At 63.1% G+C, this 18,730-nt stretch carries 15 protein-coding genes and 1 tRNA gene; 5 read left to right on the forward strand and 11 right to left on the reverse strand.

Features of this window, described 5'->3' with window-relative positions; all coding sequences use genetic code 11:
• Positions 1 to 8 precede the first annotated feature (8 nt).
• From ACUIAH_RS06295 to ACUIAH_RS06320, 6 genes are all read right to left on the reverse strand, one after another.
• Positions 9 to 929, reverse strand: coding sequence for a 4-(cytidine 5'-diphospho)-2-C-methyl-D-erythritol kinase (locus ACUIAH_RS06295; RefSeq protein ID WP_445340707.1), 921 nt, complete (start codon positions 927 to 929; stop codon positions 9 to 11).
• Positions 926 to 1,807 (reverse strand): 16S rRNA (adenine(1518)-N(6)/adenine(1519)-N(6))-dimethyltransferase RsmA, encoded by an 882-nt coding sequence (rsmA, locus tag ACUIAH_RS06300; protein WP_445340708.1) that lies wholly within the window; start codon positions 1,805 to 1,807, stop codon positions 926 to 928. The genes ACUIAH_RS06295 and rsmA overlap by 4 nt, the downstream gene beginning before the upstream one ends.
• A 33-nt stretch (positions 1,808 to 1,840) precedes the next feature.
• The gene (locus ACUIAH_RS06305) at positions 1,841 to 3,244 is read right to left on the reverse strand and encodes a G5 domain-containing protein (protein WP_445340709.1); all 1,404 of its coding nucleotides are present in this window, start codon (positions 3,242 to 3,244) and stop codon (positions 1,841 to 1,843) included.
• 403 nt (positions 3,245 to 3,647) lie between these two features.
• Positions 3,648 to 3,721: transfer RNA gene (locus ACUIAH_RS06310), tRNA-Thr, on the reverse strand.
• A gap of 109 nt (positions 3,722 to 3,830) precedes the next feature.
• Positions 3,831 to 4,754: a thioredoxin domain-containing protein gene (locus tag ACUIAH_RS06315; protein WP_445340710.1), complete on the reverse strand. Its 924-nt coding sequence runs from the start codon at positions 4,752 to 4,754 to the stop codon at positions 3,831 to 3,833.
• A 61-nt stretch (positions 4,755 to 4,815) separates the two neighbouring features.
• Positions 4,816 to 6,819: a serine/threonine-protein kinase gene (locus tag ACUIAH_RS06320; RefSeq protein ID WP_445340711.1), complete on the reverse strand. Its 2,004-nt coding sequence runs from the start codon at positions 6,817 to 6,819 to the stop codon at positions 4,816 to 4,818.
• 177 nt (positions 6,820 to 6,996) lie between these two features.
• On the opposite strand from ACUIAH_RS06320, the gene ACUIAH_RS06325 reads away from it, so the two are divergent.
• The 3 genes from ACUIAH_RS06325 to ACUIAH_RS06335 all read left to right on the forward strand — a co-directional run bounded on the left by ACUIAH_RS06325 (position 6,997) and on the right by ACUIAH_RS06335 (position 10,575).
• Positions 6,997 to 7,395, forward strand: a complete 399-nt coding sequence (locus ACUIAH_RS06325; RefSeq protein ID WP_045925043.1) for a carboxymuconolactone decarboxylase family protein — start codon at positions 6,997 to 6,999, stop codon at positions 7,393 to 7,395.
• Between the two features lie 203 nt (positions 7,396 to 7,598).
• Positions 7,599 to 8,726 carry an ABC transporter ATP-binding protein gene (locus ACUIAH_RS06330; protein WP_101433077.1) on the forward strand — a complete coding sequence of 376 codons (1,128 nt, stop codon included), beginning with the start codon at positions 7,599 to 7,601 and terminating at the stop codon, positions 8,724 to 8,726.
• Between the two features lie 172 nt (positions 8,727 to 8,898).
• Positions 8,899 to 10,575: a DUF4032 domain-containing protein gene (locus tag ACUIAH_RS06335; RefSeq protein WP_445340712.1), complete on the forward strand. Its 1,677-nt coding sequence runs from the start codon at positions 8,899 to 8,901 to the stop codon at positions 10,573 to 10,575.
• Between the two features lie 103 nt (positions 10,576 to 10,678).
• On the opposite strand, the gene rlmB is transcribed toward ACUIAH_RS06335, so the two are convergent.
• The 5 genes from rlmB to ACUIAH_RS06360 all read right to left on the reverse strand — a co-directional run bounded on the left by rlmB (position 10,679) and on the right by ACUIAH_RS06360 (position 16,509).
• Positions 10,679 to 11,671: a 23S rRNA (guanosine(2251)-2'-O)-methyltransferase RlmB gene (gene rlmB, locus ACUIAH_RS06340; RefSeq protein ID WP_445340713.1), complete on the reverse strand. Its 993-nt coding sequence runs from the start codon at positions 11,669 to 11,671 to the stop codon at positions 10,679 to 10,681.
• 114 nt (positions 11,672 to 11,785) lie between these two features.
• A complete protein-coding gene (locus ACUIAH_RS06345; RefSeq protein ID WP_445340714.1) occupies positions 11,786 to 12,556 on the reverse strand; it encodes a carboxymuconolactone decarboxylase family protein in 771 nt (256 codons plus the stop codon).
• A gap of 107 nt (positions 12,557 to 12,663) precedes the next feature.
• Positions 12,664 to 13,245 carry a dCTP deaminase gene (gene dcd, locus ACUIAH_RS06350; RefSeq protein WP_045925038.1) on the reverse strand — a complete coding sequence of 194 codons (582 nt, stop codon included), beginning with the start codon at positions 13,243 to 13,245 and terminating at the stop codon, positions 12,664 to 12,666.
• Positions 13,246 to 14,099: 854 nt separating this feature from the next.
• Entirely contained in the window at positions 14,100 to 15,503 is a 1,404-nt protein-coding gene (locus ACUIAH_RS06355; protein WP_445340715.1) for an MFS transporter, read from the reverse strand.
• A gap of 13 nt (positions 15,504 to 15,516) precedes the next feature.
• Positions 15,517 to 16,509 (reverse strand): nucleoside hydrolase, encoded by a 993-nt coding sequence (locus ACUIAH_RS06360; protein WP_445340716.1) that lies wholly within the window; start codon positions 16,507 to 16,509, stop codon positions 15,517 to 15,519.
• A gap of 274 nt (positions 16,510 to 16,783) precedes the next feature.
• Here ACUIAH_RS06360 and fbaA point away from each other — a divergent pair, with 274 nt between their 5' ends.
• Positions 16,784 to 17,848: a class II fructose-bisphosphate aldolase gene (fbaA, locus tag ACUIAH_RS06365; protein WP_445340717.1), complete on the forward strand. Its 1,065-nt coding sequence runs from the start codon at positions 16,784 to 16,786 to the stop codon at positions 17,846 to 17,848.
• Positions 17,845 to 18,699: a lysostaphin resistance A-like protein gene (locus ACUIAH_RS06370; protein WP_445340718.1), complete on the forward strand. Its 855-nt coding sequence runs from the start codon at positions 17,845 to 17,847 to the stop codon at positions 18,697 to 18,699. The genes fbaA and ACUIAH_RS06370 overlap by 4 nt, the downstream gene beginning before the upstream one ends.
• Positions 18,700 to 18,730: the final 31 nt, after the last annotated feature.

Consider the following 18,730-nt stretch of genomic DNA (forward strand, 5'->3'; position numbering starts at 1 on the left):
TGCCTACTCTACTGTCCATGGGTGACTCGGAGGGGGACCATCCTGGGCAGGACTGGCGAGTCAGCCTCAATGATTCTGTCTACGGCATTCTGCTCCCGCCAGAGTCTTATCAGTGTAGCCGCCTGGTCCAAGTGAGGAACCATGGCCACCACCGATGGGCCAGATCCCGAGACGAAAGCTGGCCCTGCCCCTGCCCGCCGGGCCAAATCCAGAGCCAGGAGTGAGCGTGGGTGAAGAGCACAGGCGGTTTTTTGCAGGTCGTTCAGGTCGCCGGGGCCGGGGCCGATCGCGTCGAAGGCCTTGTATACCTGGGCTGTGCTCAGCTGATCTTCATAGGCGCCGATCAGCAGGCGGCCGGTCAGTCCGGCATTGCGCAAACTTCGAGCCTCCGCACCTGTCGGATCCAAGGGCTCCAGAACCTGGCCGAAACCCGAGCCGTGGCTGAGGCCACCATGCAGGCAGAAGGGCAGGTCTGCGCCCAGCCCGGCGGCGATCCCATCCAGATCAGCTGCGCCCAGCCCGAGCTTCCAGAGCCGGTTCAGGCCCAGCATGGTTCCGGCCGCATCCGTGGATCCCCCGGCCAGCCCGGCGCCCACCGGTATCCGCTTAGTGATGCGGATGGCCACATCCGGCTGGCGCCCGGTGGCCTGAGCCATGGCTAGGAGGGCCTTGACGGCCAGGTTTGCATGGGGATCAGCGTCATGGTCGGCCAGATCGCCCAGATGCTCCCCCTCCATGTGCAGCCTGAAGCCACTGCCGGGCTCTCTTGGGCGCAGTTCCACTCTGTCCAGGATGCTTACGGCACTGTAGATGGTGTCCAGGCGGTGACGGCCGCCCCAATCCGCTCGGGCGGGTCCGACCCGAAGCAGCAGGTTGATCTTTGCCGGGCAGTCCAGGGCGATTCCCTCCCCGCCGACGGCCGGGCTCACGCGGCCACCTCGCGGCCGGCCCGCTCCAGGGCGGCGAATTCCGCAATGGTCATGGTCTCTCCGCGTCGGCTCGGATCGATGTCCGCCGCCTTGAAGGCCTCGGGGGGCACCAGGCCCTTCAGGGCAGCATGCAGGGTCTTGCGGCGCTGGCCGAAGGCGGCGTCGATCAGAGCGAAAACCCGAATCCGGGTGCGCTCGTCCTCGCCGATGTGCCCTTCCTCGTCACGGACAAAGGAGACCAGGGCCGAGTCGACATTGGGAGCAGGCCAGAAGACGTGACGTCCGATCTTTCCCGCTTGGGTGGCACGGCCGTACCAGGCCAGTTTCAGGCTGGGGGCACCGTAGACCTTGGAACCCGGGCCAGCCGTCAGACGGTCCGCCACCTCCTTCTGGACCATGACCAGGAACCTGCTCAGATTGGCGAACCGGGCCAGGAGGGTCAGGATGATCGGAGTGGCTACGTTGTAGGGCAGGTTGGCTACCAGGGTCAGGTCGGCGGTTCTGCCCGCGTCGTCTGCCAGCTGAGGGGTCAGGGTCAGGGCATCCCGGTTGATCACGGTCAGCCGGTCCAAGGCTTCCGGCATGCGCTCGCTGACGGTCTGAGGCAGACGCCGGGCCAATCCGGAGTCGATCTCGTCGGCGGTCACCAGGCAGCCCGCCTCCAGCAGCCCCAGGGTCAGGGATCCCAGACCTGGACCCACCTCCAGAACGGACTGACCGGGTTTCACCTCTGCCAGGCGCACGATCCTGCGGACAGTGCCTGGATCGATAACGAAGTTCTGGCCCAGACGCTTGGTGGGATGGATGCCCGCTTGGTCGGCGATGCGTCGGATATCGGCGGCACCCAGAAGGCGGTCGCTCTCGCTTCTAGTGTTCATGTCGGTTCGCTGCTCGTGAATGTAGTAGAGAGGTCAGTACCAGTTGTACTGCTCGGAGTGGTGCCAGGCCGTGCTGGGGTTTCCGTATCGTTGGCCGATATACCAGAGGCCCCAGTCGATTTGGATGGCAGCATCGTCACGCCAGTTGGCACCGAATTGACTCATTTTAGAGCCCGGCAGGCTTTGGGGGATGCCGTAGGCGCCCGAAAGGTTCTCGGCATCCCATTGCCATCCTGACTCCTTGTTCCAGAGTTTCACCAGGTCATCGAATTGAGAACCTGTCCATCCGCGCTGGGCGGCTGCACCCGAGGCATAGGCTTGGGCTACGCCGGGTCCTGCATGCCAAAGGCCGCTTGGCGATGGGCTTGGCGATGGCGGCGGGGCTGGTGTGCTTTCGGCCTGGCTCGGGGGATCCGGCTTGGTCGTTGTATTCGAGCCTGATGGCTGCGATGCCTGTGGTGGCGTGGCAGTTGTCTTTCCCGACTGCGCATCCTTGCTCGGCGAGGCGCTTGGGGAGGAGGTGTCCTTGGCATGATCGGACCCCTTGTCCTTGGACTGCTGCCCGCTGCTCTGCCCCTCCTTTGGCTTGTCAGGGCCGACGGCCACCACCTGATCCACTGGCATGGCCACAGTCTCCTCCTTGACGACCTGCTCCGATTCTGCCTGTCCGTCCACATAGGTGACCTGGATGGTCTGCAGACGCTGGCCGGCTACGCCTTCCTGTCGGATCTGGGTCTGGCCTGGCGCCAGGTTCGGGTCGACCACGGTACGCGTAGCAAAGGCCAGGGGGATGGTCTTCTGGGTGTTCCCGTGGGTGACCCGACGGACACGCAGCACGGTGGCGCCCTGGTCGTGCTCCACGCTGACCCGGTCCTCCTTGCCTAGCACGATGCCCTTGGAGTCCAGGATGGAGGCGGCTGGGAGCTTGCCGTCGGGGGCCACCGAGGTCTTCCCGTCAGCTATGACCGTGACCGGCCCCGCCTGGTTGATGACCAGACCGCCGGTCAGCTGGTTGTAGACGTTGCCTATATCCACGGTGACCTTCATGGCCTGCTTGCGGTTCTCCTCGAAGAATCCCAGCAGCTGGTCCATGCTGGTGGCTGTGGTCCAGAAGGGCACTCGCTGGCCCTGGATGACGATGGTGGTCTGATAGGCGGAACGTACGGTGACTGCCGCATGGTTGCGCAGCTGGCCTCCGGAGGTGGAATCGACCAGGTCGTGGGTCTTGACCTTGATCCCCTGCTGGCGCAGCAGGCCGTCCACGCTGTAGGCGTAGGTGGTCACCATTTTGGTCTGGCCGTTGACGCTTAGCGCCACGCTCTTGCGTGCGGTGATGCCGAAAGCCAGGACCATGGCCAGAACAACCAGGAGTGCGCAAGATGCCACGCGGATCCTTCTGAGCACGACGAAACGCCGCGGTGTCCAGCGTCTGGCCATGTGCTCGCCTCCCCGTTCCTGCCTTGTCTGTACCTGGCAATTCTAGCGGCGCGGGCATGGAGCCAAGCCAGACAATCAGCAAGGTCGGGCAAACATCCACATTTGTCACAGACGGGTGGCAATAAAAAAGCCGACTTGACCGTCATCGGTCAGTCGGCTTTTCAAGACCCGGGCCCTGGGCCGGCGGATCAACGTCAAGAGGACGGGAATGAAGGGGAATGATCCCGTCCTCGAATACGAACGGAGATGGTTGGGGAAAAGCTCCGTTCGTACTTCGGAGAACGAGCCTCCGAAATGACTTACTCGAGGGAAGTATTTGCAATTATCCAGGTAATGTCCATCATTATAGCCTGCCCGGAGACAAAGCTGAATAATCGGATTTTATGGTTCGTTCCTGGCGTAGAGCCTCCTGTCAGAGTCGAACTGACGACCTGCCGCTTACAAGGCGGCTGCTCTGGCCAACTGAGCTAAGGAGGCGGTCCCGGTGGTCCATTACAGCTCCGGGCCGCGGTACGGAATGATATCGTACCATCACCGTGCCCCCAAGGGGGACGCTGGACGCGAAATTTCTCTCGACCTGCCCGGTTCAGTCCAGCGAGCGCGGTTGGCCGGAGGCGCCGATGGCGGGCATGGCGCCCTTGACGCCCACTTTGGACTGGTCCAGGCCCAGAGCCTTGAGCAGGCCCGAGCGGTAGTCCAGACCTGCTTGGGACAGGTTGCCCAGCTCCCAGTAATTGCCGTTGATGCGGACCGTGGGCGTGGTCATCTGCCCCTTGTTGGACCCGGAGGGATTCCAGAGCTCCTTGCGCAGGGGGGTGTAGGTGTCCATGGCCTTGATCCAAGCCCGGTAGTGGCCCTTGACCGCCTGGTCAGCAACCTTGGGATCAACCCCGGCCTTGATGGCCTGTTGGCGGATCTTGTCGTTGCTGATGGGGTGGTAGTCGGACTCATCCGGCTGGAAGTCCTTGGCGTAGAGATTGGCGATGAAGGGCAGCAGGTGGTCCGGATCGTGCTGGGCCACGTAGATGGTGGCCGTGCCCGTCCTGGTCGAGTAGTTGTCGGTGGAGAGCCTGTCCATGAAGCTCATGGGATAGATGACCAGGTTGATCTGCCCGGCATCCACCAGACCGGTCAGGGTGGAGTCCAGCCCGCGATGCAGGGCGCCGCAGCCCGGGCACATGAAGTCCATGTAGATCTCCACCGTCGGAGCCTTGGCCACCGGTTTGCCCAGCCCTTGGGAGCTGATCAGAAAGCCGCCCTGGTCATTGGCGGCCGAGGGCTTTTCCTTGACCTTTGCGACGGCCTGACGAGCCTGCTCCAGGTCCTGGGTCTTGACCGGGCGATGGCTGCGCCAGTACAGGAATCCGCCCAGAGCGATCAGCGCGACGAGCACCACGGTGACGATGACGCCGATCATGGTCTGCTGGCGGCGTTCCTTGGCCTCCTGGAGCCGACGGGCCTCTTCCTGGGCCTTGAGCGCGGCCTTGCGGTTCTGCTTGCCCTTGGACATGACCTGGATCCTTTCCTTGGCGTACTGAGCATAGTGTAGCCGCCAGGGGTGGAGCGCGGCCTTAGGCGCGCAGGAGGTGGATGGGGGCCCAGTCCATGGACGGCTGGGTGATCAGTCCGGCCAGGAGGACGGCAATAATCAGCAGCCAGATCAGGAGCAGGATCCACCTGCGGCGGGGGTTGCCTGGCGCCGTGGGATCCTGGCGGCCCATGGGGATGCGACCCGCCGCCAGCCGCAGGACCATGTTGCCGCTGTTGGCTTTGGGGGCTGAGCGGTTCTGCGTCGGCAGGGTCGTCAACAGCCAGCCTGCCAGTGTCGCCAGGGCCAGGGCCAGTCCGCCGACGGACAGGGGCCTGGCCGCTGGCAGGGGGAGGGCCAGCAGGTGCTCGCCCAGGGTCAGGCCTGCGCGGACGGTGGTGAGGGCGCCCGCCCAGGTCAGCGGCAGAGCCACCAAAACCTGGACGAGGATCATGCCCGGCAGGCGCAGCAGGGCGGCCGCCAGGCCCTTGAGCAGGTGCCAGGGGAGGGCGGCTGCGTTCAGCAGGCGGTCGGTGCCCCGCCGAGCGCCGTCGCGGCGCAGCTCGCGCTCGATCTGGGCTTTGATGCTCCATCCGGCAGTGCTCAGGGCCCAGAGAAGGATTCCGGCGGTTGCCAGCGCCGAAACCGGGGCCAGTGCTGTCAGCAGGGCAGGAAGCATTCCCAGCATGACCAGGCAAGGAGTTCCGGCCTTCAAGTAGCGCAGGCGTCGCATCTGGGCAGGGGGCTGGTCTCCCAACCAGTGGGCGTTTGCGTCATTGCCGTATCCGCTGGGTAGGGGCTGTGCCGGCGGTAGCGGATCCTGAACGGTAGTTGTTTGGAGATCTTGACGATCGGCTACTGGCTGGAGATCCTGCCAGGTCTGCGTCTGCTCCTGCTGCTCCTGGGCTGCTGGAAGGGGATTCAAGAGGCTGGTGGGCTGTTCCGAGTCGGGCAGGAGGGTCGTCTGCTCATCGGTTCCCTTATCTGTCGGAGGTCGTGACCAGGCCGTCCGCGGACTGTCTGGATCAGCCTGGGTGATCGGCGGCATGGGCATGGTGGCCGGCTCAACGACCATGGTGGGCGCGTCGGCCTGCCCCTCAGCCTCCGAAGAGTCGCCGCCAAAAGGGCGCATCGTCCCCTGACCGCCCTTGTTGGGTTGCTGATCGTCTTGCTCCCCTTGCCAGGCCTGCGGATCCATGGCGTCCTGGCCGATGGCCTCCAGGAGCTCCTGGGGCGTGCAACGCGCACTCCTATCGGGGGAGAGGGCCGAGCGCAGGGCTCTCATGGTGCTGGTGGGAAGTCCGGACAGGTCGGCATTGCCCGAGGCCTCCCGTTCCAGGACCGCCATCATGGGTTTGTCGCCGAAGACCGCCCGTCCGGTGGCCGCATAGGCCAGAACGGCGGCCGTGCTCCACCAGTCGGTTCCCTGGTCGGCCTCGGCTCCGTCGATGATCTCTGGGGCGATGAAGCCGGGGGTTCCCATGACCAGCCCGGTCCGGGTCACATGGCTCTGCCCCTGGCCCATGGCGATGCCGAAGTCCACCAGCACCGGGCCCGAGACCGAAATCATGACATTGGTGGGTTTGATGTCCCGGTGGACGATGCCCGCCTGGTGGACGGCTGCGACGGCATCGGTCAGCTTCCGTGCCAGCCGCTCCAGATCGTCGCCCCGATAGGGGCCGTTGACAGCCACGTCGTCGCGAAGATTGCGCCCCTCGATCAGTTCGGTCACGATGAAGGCCAGGGCATCATCAAGTTCCATATCCACGATCCGGCAGACGCCTGGATGACGGATCCGTTGCAGGGCCAGAGCCTCGCGTCGCAGGCGCTCGCGGGCCGAGGCGCGGTCCCGTTCATCAGAGTTGTCTGGCGAGGTCTGCTCGTCCTCCTCCAGGGATTCCCGCAGGATCTTCATGGCGTAGTCCTGGCCCCCGCCATCCCGTGCACGCCAGACAGAACCCATGGCGCCGCCGCCCAGGGGCTCAATCAGGGTGTAGCCCCCGACCAGCCGTCCCGGCTTCAGATCCAATCCCTCAAGATCGCTCATATCTCCATTGTGCTCCGACTGCTTGAAAAGGACCTGATTGTTGCCTCCTGCTGTTTCGCGTCCTCGGCCGCTGGGAATCTGGCGGCCTGATCGGAGCCAGCGGCATAATGCATAAACAGGCGTTGATACAATATTATCGTTGGGGAAACATCCAAATATCAAGAAAGAAGGGGCTTCATGGAAGCTTCGCGCTTTGAAAAGGGATCTGAGGCCTTGGCCGCTATTGACGGCAAGGGTGGTCAGGCCGTCATTGACTCTCTCCAGGATATAGCGCCGGACCTGGGCCGCTGGATTGTCGAATTCGCCTTTGGCGACATATACACCCGGAAGGGACTCGATCTTCAGCAGCGTGAGCTGGTCACCATAGGCAGCCTGGTGACGCAGGGTGACACGGCTCCGCAACTGGCCGTTCACATACAGGGGGCCCTGAATGTTGGGCTGAGCAAGGAGGCTGTGGTCGAAGCCATACTCCAATGCGCCCCCTACGTGGGATTCCCGAGGGTCATCAACGCGATCAACGTGGCCAGGACGGTCTTCGAGCGCGGCTCTGAAGATTCCGACAAGTCCAAGGATTGAGTCGGCAAGGGTTCACACGTCGGATTCAGACCCTGGTGTATAGTGGGCACTGGCTCAAGGGAGAGTTTCTCTTAACCACAAAATAGAAAACCGTCGCATGGCCATACCGATGTCGGTGTTGACCCCGGGACGGAAACCACAGTGAACATCAACCCCTTCACTACGGATCGTTCGGCACGTACCTGCCGATGAAAGGATGAATAATGGCAGAAGTGGTATTCGACCACGTCACTCGTATCTACCCGGGCAACGATGAGCCCTCGGTCAGTGACCTCAGTCTGGACATTAGAGACGGTGAATTCCTTGTTCTGGTAGGGCCTTCCGGCTGCGGAAAGTCCACCACCCTGCGCATGCTGGCCGGCCTTGAGGAGGTCAACAAGGGCCGCATCATGATTGGCGACAAGGACGTGACGACCATGCAGCCCAAGGACCGCGACATCGCCATGGTCTTCCAGAACTACGCCCTTTACCCTCATATGACCGTGGCCGACAACATGGGCTTCGCCCTGAAGATCGCCGGCACCCCCAAGGACGAGATTCGCCAGCGGGTGGAGAAGGCCGCCGAGGTGCTGGATTTGACCGAGTACCTGGACCGCAAGCCCAAGGCTCTGTCCGGTGGTCAGCGTCAGCGTGTGGCCATGGGGCGCGCCATTGTGCGTCAGCCCAAGGTCTTCCTGATGGATGAGCCTCTGTCCAACCTGGACGCCAAGCTGCGTGTCCAGACCCGTACCCAGATCGCCGCCCTGCAGCGTCAGCTCAACGTCACCACCCTGTATGTGACCCACGATCAGACCGAGGCTCTGACCATGGGCGACAGGATCGCCGTCATCAAGCTGGGCGTCCTGCAGCAGGTGGGTGCGCCTACCGAGCTCTACGATCGGCCCGAGAACGTCTTCGTGGCCGGCTTCATCGGCTCGCCCTCCATGAACATCAACATCCACCCCGTGGTCAACGGGCAGGCCAAGATCGGCGAGGACACCATCAGCCTGCCTCGCGAGGCCGTCGACAAGCTGACCCCCGAGGACCAGGGCAAGATCGTCGTGGGCTTCCGTCCCGAGAATGCTTCTCTGGCCGGTGCCGACGAGCCGGATGCCTTCTCCCTGAAGGTGGCCAACGTGGAGGATCTGGGCTCCGACGGCTACATCTACGGCAACATTCTGACCGACAACAGCGCGGCTGAGCAGGCCATCGTCATGTCTGACCAGAACAAGTTGACCACCATCCGCGTCAATCCGCGCGACCTGCCCAAGGTGGGCGACGTGGTCAAGATCCACATCGATCCTGAGAAGATGCACCTGTTCTCCCCGGCCAGCGAGCTGCGGCTGAACTGAGTCTTCCTGCGACCCCGCGGTTCGGCCACGGTTTCCCGCCGGTCCGCAGGGCCTGTATCGATCATTGATATCATCTCCTTTCCTTGTTCGACCGGGTGACCAGGAGCCCCGCGCGGTGCATCCGTGCGGGGCTCTTCCCGTATAGGATGGGCGGCGATGGGATGGATGAAGCATGACTAGCGTGAATATCAACCGGGCGACGGCCTCCTCTCTGGACCCCCGCGCCATGAAAGCCACCTCGATAAAGACCACGGCCGATCCCTCCTCCGAGCGGGAGCCGGCAGCCCTGCACATCACAGCCACCAGCTCCAACCCCAGGATGTTCACCCTGCCCTGGGAGAGGCCGCTGGCCACCTGGCCCCGGGATCTGCTGGCCAACCTGCCCAGAGGCATATCCCGGCACGTGGTGCGCTTCGTCCACGTGGGCGACGATGTCTATGCCATGAAGGAGATCACCCAGCGGGTGGCGGAGCGTGAGTACGAGCTCCTGCGCAAGCTGCAAAAGCTGGAGCTGCCTACGGTCAACCCCATAGCCGTGGTCACCGGTCGGCACACTCGCGAGGGCGAGCCCCTTGAGGCCATGCTGGTCACCCAGCACCTGAAGTTCTCGCTGCCCTACCGTGCCCTCTTTGCCCGCAACCTGCGTCCGGACACGGCCGAGCGGCTGATCGATGCTCTGGCGGTTCTTCTGGTAAGGCTCCATCTGGCCGGCTTCTACTGGGGCGACGTCTCCCTGTCCAACGTGCTCTTCCTGCGTGACGCCGATGCTTTCTCGGCCTTCCTGGTCGATGCCGAGACCGGCGATCTGCACGCCAGCCTGACCGACGGTCAGCGCGAGTACGACATCGATCTGGCCAGAACCAACATCATCGGCGAGCTCATGGATCTGGATTCCGGCAACCTGCTGGCCGGCGAGGTGGACGAGGTCGGCGTGGGCAACCGGCTGGTGGACCGCTACCACTCCCTCTGGAGCGCCCTGACGGACGTGGACAGCTTCGATCCGGACGAGATGTGGAAGATCGAGCGCCGCGTCAACCGGCTCAACGATCTGGGCTTCGACGTGGACGAGCTGGAGATGAAGACCGAGGAGGACGGCAACCGGGTGCTGGTGCGCCCCAGGGTGGTCGATGCCGGCTATGCCTCCCGCAAGCTGCTGCGGCTGACCGGCCTGGATGTGCAGGAGAACCAGGCCCGGCGGTTGCTCAACGATCTGGATGCCTACCGGGCATCCACCTGGCGGCAGGGCGAGGACCTGGAGATTGTGGCCACCGACTGGATGCGCGAGGTCTTCGAGCCCACCGTGCGCATGATCCCGCCGGAATACCGCTCGCAGATCGAACCGGCCCAGTTCTTCCATGAGGTGCTCACCCACCGCTGGCTGATGGCCGAGAAGGCCGGCCATGACGTGCCCATGGCCGAGGCCGTGCAGAGCTACATCAGCGAGTCCCTGCCCGAGTACCGGCTGGACTCCGAGGACATGAAGACCATCAACGAAGAGGCCGATGCCGGGGTGGTCGATGACGAGATGAGTTGGCAGGACGCCCATGCCCAGGCTGGTCATGGTAAGCAAACTGCCCGTGATCAGACTGACAAGGATGCAAATGGCCATGAGGAGGGGGGCCATGACGCAGCCAACAGTGGGATGACTGACCAAACCAGTGTTGGAGGCCAGACCGGAGCGGGCACCCAGAAGGATCGTGACCGGGCAGGCGAGGAGGTGCCGTCGCAACCAGCCTTTGAAGACGAGAATGCCGGCCGAAGCTCGCTGAGATCGGTCTACGCCCCCGGCAGCCTGGATGCGGCTGCCGATGAGGACGATCAGGACGATGCGGTCTGGGCCTCCAGTTGACTCTTGGGTTTGTGCGGCACCGGTCTGATGCATGCTGGCTGAGGGGCGCAGGCTGTTGCCGCTCGGGTCTGCCCGTCTTCAGATTGCCGGTGCCGGCCTGGGGCTATTTGGTTTGGCTGGCAGACCGTCGGCGTGCCATGGCTACGGCGTACAGGCTGATGCCGGCCGCCACCGAAGCGTTCAGGGATTCCACCGAGCTGGAGATGGGGATGGAGGCCAGGGCATCGCAGTTCTCTCGGACCAGGCGGCTCAGCCCCTTGCCCTCGGAGCCCAGGACCACCACCAGCGGATCGGTTTCGAAGCCGGTCTCGCCTACTGTGGTGGTGCCTGCGCCGTCCAGGCCGACCGCATAGTAGCCGCGCTCCTTGAGCCCTTGGATGGCCTTGGTCAGATTGACCACACGGGCCACGGGCAGATGGGCGGCGGCCCCGGCAGACACCTTCCAGGCTGCAGCTGTGACCGAGGCGCTGCGACGCTCGGGCAGAACCACCCCCGAGGCTCCGAAGGCCGCGGCTGAACGGATCACTGCCCCCAGATTCTGTGGGTCGGTGACCCCGTCCAGGGCGATGAACAGCGGGCGGGCGGCAACCCTGGTCGCCTGGTCGGCCCCTTCCAGGGCGGCCGCGTGCTTCTCGGCCCTGTCGACCAGGCTCTGCAGGGAGGCGTATTGGTAGGGCTGAACCTTGAGGACCACGCCCTGGTGGTTGCTGGACCGGGCGATGCGGTTCATTTCCAGACGGTCGGCTTCCAGCAGGTTGAGTCCCTCCTGTCCCGCCAGCCGCACGATCTCCCTGGTCCTGTCGTCGTGTTCCATCCGGGCGGCCAGATAGAGCTGACTGGCCGGGACTCCTGCACGCAGAGCTTCCAGGACTGCGTTGCGGCCGATGACCAGGTCGTCGGAATCAGAGGTGAACCGGTCGGCCCGGCGGCGGGCTGCCAGACGTGGATCGGCCGCCTGCCTGCGCTGGGCCGCCTGCCGGGCCTTGTAGGCCTTGTGGTAGACGCGATCCTCGGCCTTGGGGGTAGGCCCCCGGCCGCGCAGTTTGTTGCGGTGCTTGCCGCCCGAACCCTTGGTCGGGCCTTTCTTGTTAGCCATGTCTTCAGTGTAAAGGCAGGCGGGAACCGGTTGGCTGTCTGTCGGTCTCAACATTTGCAGGGTGAAGATACGCTCTACCTTCATCGTTCAGGCCGTGCGGATCGGCCGTGCGGGTCATCCCAGAGCGGCTACCTGATCTGGATCTGGGAACTCCATCCACTCGACCGGGGACTGTCCCTTCGATGCCGGGGTGACGGCGATGTGGGCCATGGATGACCGGCCCGAGGCCCCGTGCCAGTGTCTGACGCCTGCCGGGCAGAAGACCACATCGCCGGGTTCCAGTCTGCGGGGCTGACGGCCCTCCTCCTGCTCCCACCCCAGCCCGGCGGTGACGATGAGCAGTTGGCCATGCGGGTGGGTGTGCCAACGGTTGACGCATCCGGGTGCGAAGGTCACATTGCTGGCTGGGCATTCCGCGTCCGGACCGGTCAGGGAGTGCAGCCAGACATGGCCGGTGAAGTTGGGTCCGTCTGCCGAATCTCCCAATGGATAGGGCCCTGAATCCGGCTCAGTCCCGGCTTTAGATGGGGTTGCAGCGGTATCCTGGCTCTCGTCGTCGCTGTCGCCCTCACCATAGACCTCCTTGGCCAGGTCGAAAGCCGACCATGCCTTGGGCCATCCCGCATAGAAGGCCAGGTGGGTGATCAGCGCCACCATTTCAGTGCGGGTAACGCCATTGCCCTTGGCCATGGCCATATGGCTCTTCAACTGGGGGAAGAGCCCCATGCTCATCAGACCTGCGCAGGTGATCATGCTGCGGTCCCGAGCCGAAAGTTCGTCCTCGCGGGACCAGACCTGGCCGAAGAGCACATCGTCGTTGAGGTGGGCGAATTGTGGCGCGAGCCGACCGAGTTGGTCGTGGCCCGCCGTTTGTTTGATTGCCATGGGTTGATCTCCTTGCCGTCATCTTGGCCGGGTCATTCCGGCAGGTTCAGCTATACTCCTTCGAGTGCGCTCGAAGTCAAGGTGATGGCGGAAGCGGCTGCTGGCAGTCAGCCCGAGACGTCGGCCTTGTAGAAGTTGACGTAGGAGCGGGAAGGGGTCGGACCGCGCTGGCCCTGGTAGTGGGAGCCGTTGTGCTTGGATCCATAGGGGTACTGTGCGGGCGAGGAGAGCTGGAAGAAGCACATCTGGCCGATCTTCATGCCAGGCCAGAGCTTGACCGGCAGGGTGCTCACGTTGGACAGCTCCAGGGTGATGTGCCCTTCAAAGCCCGGATCGACGAACCCGGCGGTGGAGTGGGTCAGAATGCCCAGACGGCCCAGGGAGCTCTTGCCCTCCAGCCGTGCGGCCAGCGTCGAGTCCAGCTTGACGTACTCCCAGGTGGATCCCAGAACGAACTCGCCTGGATGCAGGATCCAGGGTTCGTCCTTGGGCACCTCGAACTGCTCGGTCAGTGCGCCCTGGTCCTCTGCCGGATCCACGTAGGTGTACTGATGGTTGTTGAAGACCCGGAAGTAGCGGTCCAGGCGCACGTCCACGCTGGAGGGCTGGACCATGGCAGGCGTCCACGGGTCCAGATTCAGGTGTCCTGCCTGGTGGGCATCCAGGATGTCATGGTCGCTGAGCAACATGCCTAGGTATCTCCTTCAGGTTCGTTGATCGAGGGTCTCTCCTCTGACGGGAAACCATCCGGAATCCAGTCTAACCGGCCCTATGCCCGCTTTCTGACCTGGCCGGATTCACAGAGAATTTTCAGATAACACTATCGTCACTACAAGGTAGCTGTTCTTTACTATAGGTATCGGCTCAAAAACCGAACGGGCGGTTGACCTCCGTCCGACAACTGATTTCCCTTTCTTCTCTCTCGCCCGGCGGTGTTCAAGCACCGCCGGGTTCTCTTCATTTTGGGGGAAGGGTCAGTGTGCCGACGTTTCACGTGAAACCACCTGGCCAATGGCTCGATTGAGTTCGTTGAGGCTTATTGCAGGACAGCAGGGCATTCGCAAACCCATGAAACGTCTAGTGTTTGATCGGGCCGGGCTTCTGTTCCTTGAGCTTCCATCTCCTTTGGATTTGAGACTCGTGGTCGGCAGATCTCCAAGATGGGCTCGAAAGTTCCGGGCACTCGCATTCTCTGGTTCAGATTCCTCTTCTCTGACGTCTATATAAATTGTGTTTCGGTGTACGGCCCGAGTCGTAGGCACAGAATTGAAGACAGGAGCTGAAGATATGAAGATATGGAAGAACCCCCGTCAGTTATGGCTATGACGGGGGTCCTCCACCGGGGGGAGGGGCGGCGATCTTCTTGCCTTCGGCGGCTGAGGGAAGAGGGGGACTATCACGATGCCGAAAGCAGTCCGAACTCCGCTTCCTCCCCGGTTCGCGCGGCCGGGTGCCGGGCCTGGACCTGACCCATTCCCAAGGCTGGGAAGAGCGGACCGGGCCGTGCGGCTATCCGACCAAGTATGTGTGGGTCACACCAGCCTTACTCCTGGGGAGCCTTGGCTGACATGGCCTTGTGGAAGACGGCCACGATGATCAGGGCCAGCAGGGCGGCCAGCGCCATGACCCAGAACATGTTGGCCACCTGGGCCTGGATGCCGGTCTTGACGCCCGCCAGTGCATGCGACCCGAATTGGGGATTGGCCATGAGTCCGCTGTAGACGGCCATGCCGATGGAGGCCGAGGTGTTCATCATCAGATCCCCGATGCCGATGCCGCGTCCGTTCTGATCCACGGGCAGGGTGGCCGAGAAGGAGTCGTAGAGGGGCGTGTAGGACATGGTGATGCCGGCGATGAAGACCGAGGCCAGCGCGGTCAGGACCCAGAAGCCCGAGGTGAGCATCAGGGCCGAACCTGCAGCTCCGACGATCATGAGCAGGGCAGACAGAATCAGCATGGGCAGGCGTCCCATGGCGTTCATGATGACTCCGGACAGGCAGCCCACCAGGGTGGCCACGATGTAGACGATGGTCAGGCAGAGGGAGACCTGGCTCAGGGAGATTCCGTAGATGCGGTCGCCGATCACGTTGTAGATGGGCACGCAGGCGAAGTTGAAGAAGTAGAAGACGAAGAGGGCCAGCAGGACAGCCATGTAGGCGCCGTTGGTCACGAACCCGCGGCTCAGGAAGGGGTTGGCGCCCTTCCAGACATAACCAGCGAAGATCAGGATCAGGATGGCCAGCACTCCCAGCATCCAAGTGGCCGGGAAGGAGAAGTAGACGGCTACGAATCCGGCGATCAGCGCGAACAGGGCGATGCCGAAGACATCGATACGCTCGCCCTTGATGCCGGTGTCAGGCGTGTACTTGAGCACCGGAGGGATCAAAAAAACGGAGACCAGCGGCACCAGGAAGAGGTAGCGCCAATCGATGGAGGTGATCAGTCCGCCGGCGAAGATGCCCACGGCAGAGGATGCGTAGTAGACAGCGTTGAAGATGCCCAGATAGAAGGCGCGCTCCTTGTCGCTCAGGTATTTCATGGCCATGACCAGGAAGACCGAGCCGGCCACCTGGCCACCCGCAGTCTGGATCATGCGGGCCAGGACTACGGCCCAGAAGTTCGATGCGCCAAAGAAGCCCAGGAGGCTGCCGATGATCAGGGCGCCCACGCCGAACAGGGTCATCTTCCGGGGTGAGATGTAGTCGCAGAGGGTTCCGTAGAGCATGCAGACCACGCCCAGGACGATGCCGGGCAGGGTGCTGATCAGCGAGGCGTTGGCGGACATCCCCAGGGAGTCGCCCACGTTCTGGAAGACCAGGTTGAAGGCCTGGATCATCAGGGTGCCCAGCAGGAAGATGGTCAGCAGGGCCGGCAGGGCCCGCTTGGTGCTGCGGCGGTTTTCGTCCACGGTCGCTTCGGTAGCCTCGGTGGTGATGGATTCGCTCATGACTGCCGTCCTTCTATCGTTCGCTCTCGGTCTTGCGCACCAGGGTCAGAAGCCTGTCCATGAAGCGCCGGGTGAACCGCTCGGCGTCGACCGACAGGGCCACCTTGGTGTTCTTGACCGTGTCCAGAAGCCTGCTGGGGTCGCCGATGGTGCGGGCCCGCTGTGGCCCCTCGGTCTCGACCATCAGGTTGGTGGCGAAGGTGGTGACCAGGCTGGGGTCGATGGCCACGGCGGCGGCCAGGGGGTCGTGCAGGTTGCAGCCGCCCAGGTAGACCCCGCTCTCCTTTTCGCTGATGTCGATGTAGTAGTCGGTCATGTCTGCCAGGAAGCGGCCGGCGCTGGTGCCTGTGGCGCGCAGGGCCTCGGTGTCCTCGCGGCTCATCAGCGCCTGGGTGGTCACGTCCAGGCCGACCATGGTGATGTCTGCGGTGGTGGCGAAGACCCGGTTGGCGGCCTCGGGATCCTGGTTGATGTTGGCTTCCGCGAAGGGGCCTACGTTGCCCGGCTGGGTCAGCGTGCCGCCCATCATGACAATGCTGATGCGGTCGACGATGTCGGGGGCCTTTTCCAGGGCGGCGGCGATGGTGGTCAGAGCGCCGGTGGGCACCACGACCAGCTCGCCCTTGGGGTAGCGGCGGACCGCGTCGATGATGAAGTCCACTGAGCTCTGCTGGCTGGCCTGCCGGTCGGTGCGTGCGGGGATTTCAATGTTGCCGGTGCCGTTGGCCCCGTGGAAGATTTCGGAGTCCGGCGGAACGCTGAAGGATTCGGCCGTGCTGGGGTGATCGATTCCCTTGAAGACCGGGATGTCCTCCCTGCCATACATGGCCAGCAGCCGCAGATCGTTGTCGACGCCTTGGTTGAGCACTACGTTGCCGTAGGTGCCGGTGATCCCGATCAGTTCGGCGTCTGGGGAACCCAGGACGTAGGACAGGGCCAGTGTGTCATCGATGCCAGTGTCCAGATCCAGGATGATCTTGCGGACGGTTTCTTTGCTTGCTGACACGTTGGTCTCCTTCCCAGAAGGATGGGCAGCCCCAACCCTCTGCTTACCTATGTCGTGCCTTCTCTAGGCTGATTCGTTACTGCCGTGAAACAAACAACCTGTTTGATGTAACGTTTCATCAAACTGTACGGAGCTAAACTACCTGCGGCTCGGAGGCTTGTCAAAGTGCGTCGCGGGGTGTTCGCCATCAGGGCAGAGACCTGCAAATCCATCGGTGATGTCTGCAGCTGCGAGTGGCCGGCCGCTTTTCCGCGCAACCGACGATAATGAGGGTATGACTTTAGCGACTCCTGAACGGTATGCGGCAATGCTCGATGCGGCCAGACGGGGGTCCTACGCCTATCCCGCCATCAATGTGACCAGCACGCAGACTCTGAACGCGGCCCTGCAGGGGCTGGACGAAGCACAGTCTGACGGGATCATCCAGGTCTCCGTCGGAGGTGCCGCCTACCTGTCCGGACAGCGTCTGGCCGACCGGGTGGCTGGCTCCATCGCCTTTGCCAAGTTCGCCCATGAGGTGGTCGCCCGCTATCCGAGCATCACCGTGGCCCTGCATACGGACCACTGCGCCCCGCAATATCTTGACGAGTGGGTACGGCCCCTGCTGGCCTACGAGAAGGATCAGGTGGCTCACGGTCAGGATCCGCTCTTCCAGTCGCACATGTGGGACGGTTCCAGCCTGCCCCTGAGGGATAATTTGGCCACGGCCGCGGAGCTGCTGGAGCTGTCCCGCGCCGCCCACACCGTACTGGAGATTGAAGTGGGCACTGTCGGCGGCGAGGAGGATGGTCACTCGGCTGCTATCGACCGGCGGCTCTATTCCTCGCCCGAGGACGGTCCCAAGGTGGTTGATGCCCTGGGTCTGGGCGAGCGCGGCCGCTACATGGTGGCCTTTACCTTCGGCAACGTGCATGGGTCCTACAAGCCCGGTGTGGTCAAGCTCAGGCCCGATCTGCTGGGGCAGATCCAGGCCAGGACCGCCAAGGCAATATCCGATGGGGAGGTTGGCGGCATCCCCGCTCCGAGCGCCCCTGCCGACAAGCCCTTCCTCTTGGTCTTCCACGGGGGCTCTGGCTCGCAGCCGGAGGAGATCGCCTCGGCCGTCGCCCACGGGGTGGTCAAGATGAACGTGGATACCGACACCCAGTACGCCTTCACCAGGGCCGTGGCCGGGCACATGTTCGCCAATTACGACAAGGTTCTGAAAGTTGATGGGGAGGTCGGCGACAAGAGCGAGTACGATCCCCGTTCCTGGGGGCGCCAGGCCGAGGACGGGATGGCGGCTCGTGTAGTCGAAGCCTGCCAGCAGCTGGGCAGCGCAGGGCGGGCCATGAGATGAAACGGCATACGCAATCCAATTCACGCCTGCCCAGACAGGGAATACACAAGACTGCTGCTTGGGGATTGCTCGGGTTCGGCGTATTGCTGATGCTCGATTCCTCAACGACCCCGATGACCGGCCGTCCCTTATGGGCCCAATGGCTGGTGCTGCTGGTCGCCATCCTCCTCATGGGCTTCGGCATCTGGTTCTATGCCAAAGTTGTCATGGTGAGGTGGGCCGGACGTCAGCCTACCGAGTTGACGGCCCATGGTTTCTTCGTCTCCTTGTTGGGCGGACTGGGCATCGGCCTCGGATTGATGGCTCTTTCGGCTTTCATCCTCATAATCTTTGGGTTTTACAGGGTGGATGGTTTCCGCCCATTCGGCGTCTCCCAGATCCTGACCTTAGGAGTTCTGGCTTGCGCGTCGGTTTTTGAAGAACTCATAATGCGGGGCGTGGCTCTCCATGCTTTGGATCGCTGGCTGGGATGGGTACCTGCTCTGATTTTGACTTCGCTTCTTTTCGGGTTCATGCATGCTCTCAACCCTGGGGCTACCCTCTTCTCGTGTCTAGCCATAGCCATCGAAGCCGGTCTTATGCTGGGTTCCATCATGGTATCCAGGCATAATCTCTGGATCTGCATAGGCTTTCATATAGGGTGGAACCTTACTGAGGCCCTGTTGGGAATTCCGGTCTCTGGCCAGAATATATACGGCTTCATGGTCATGAAGGTTCAGGGACCGACCCTGCTGACCGGTGGAACATTCGGCATCGAAGCATCCCTGATTCCGGTCATCCTAGGGCTGCTCGTCAGTGCAGCCTTCCTGCTCTGCCGGGGCCGGGACACTATGATTGGCTCCAGGACCTGACCAGTCTTTTCCAATTTTGGATCGGCCCATG

It is taken from the genome of Bifidobacterium sp. ESL0820, from assembly GCF_052606235.1.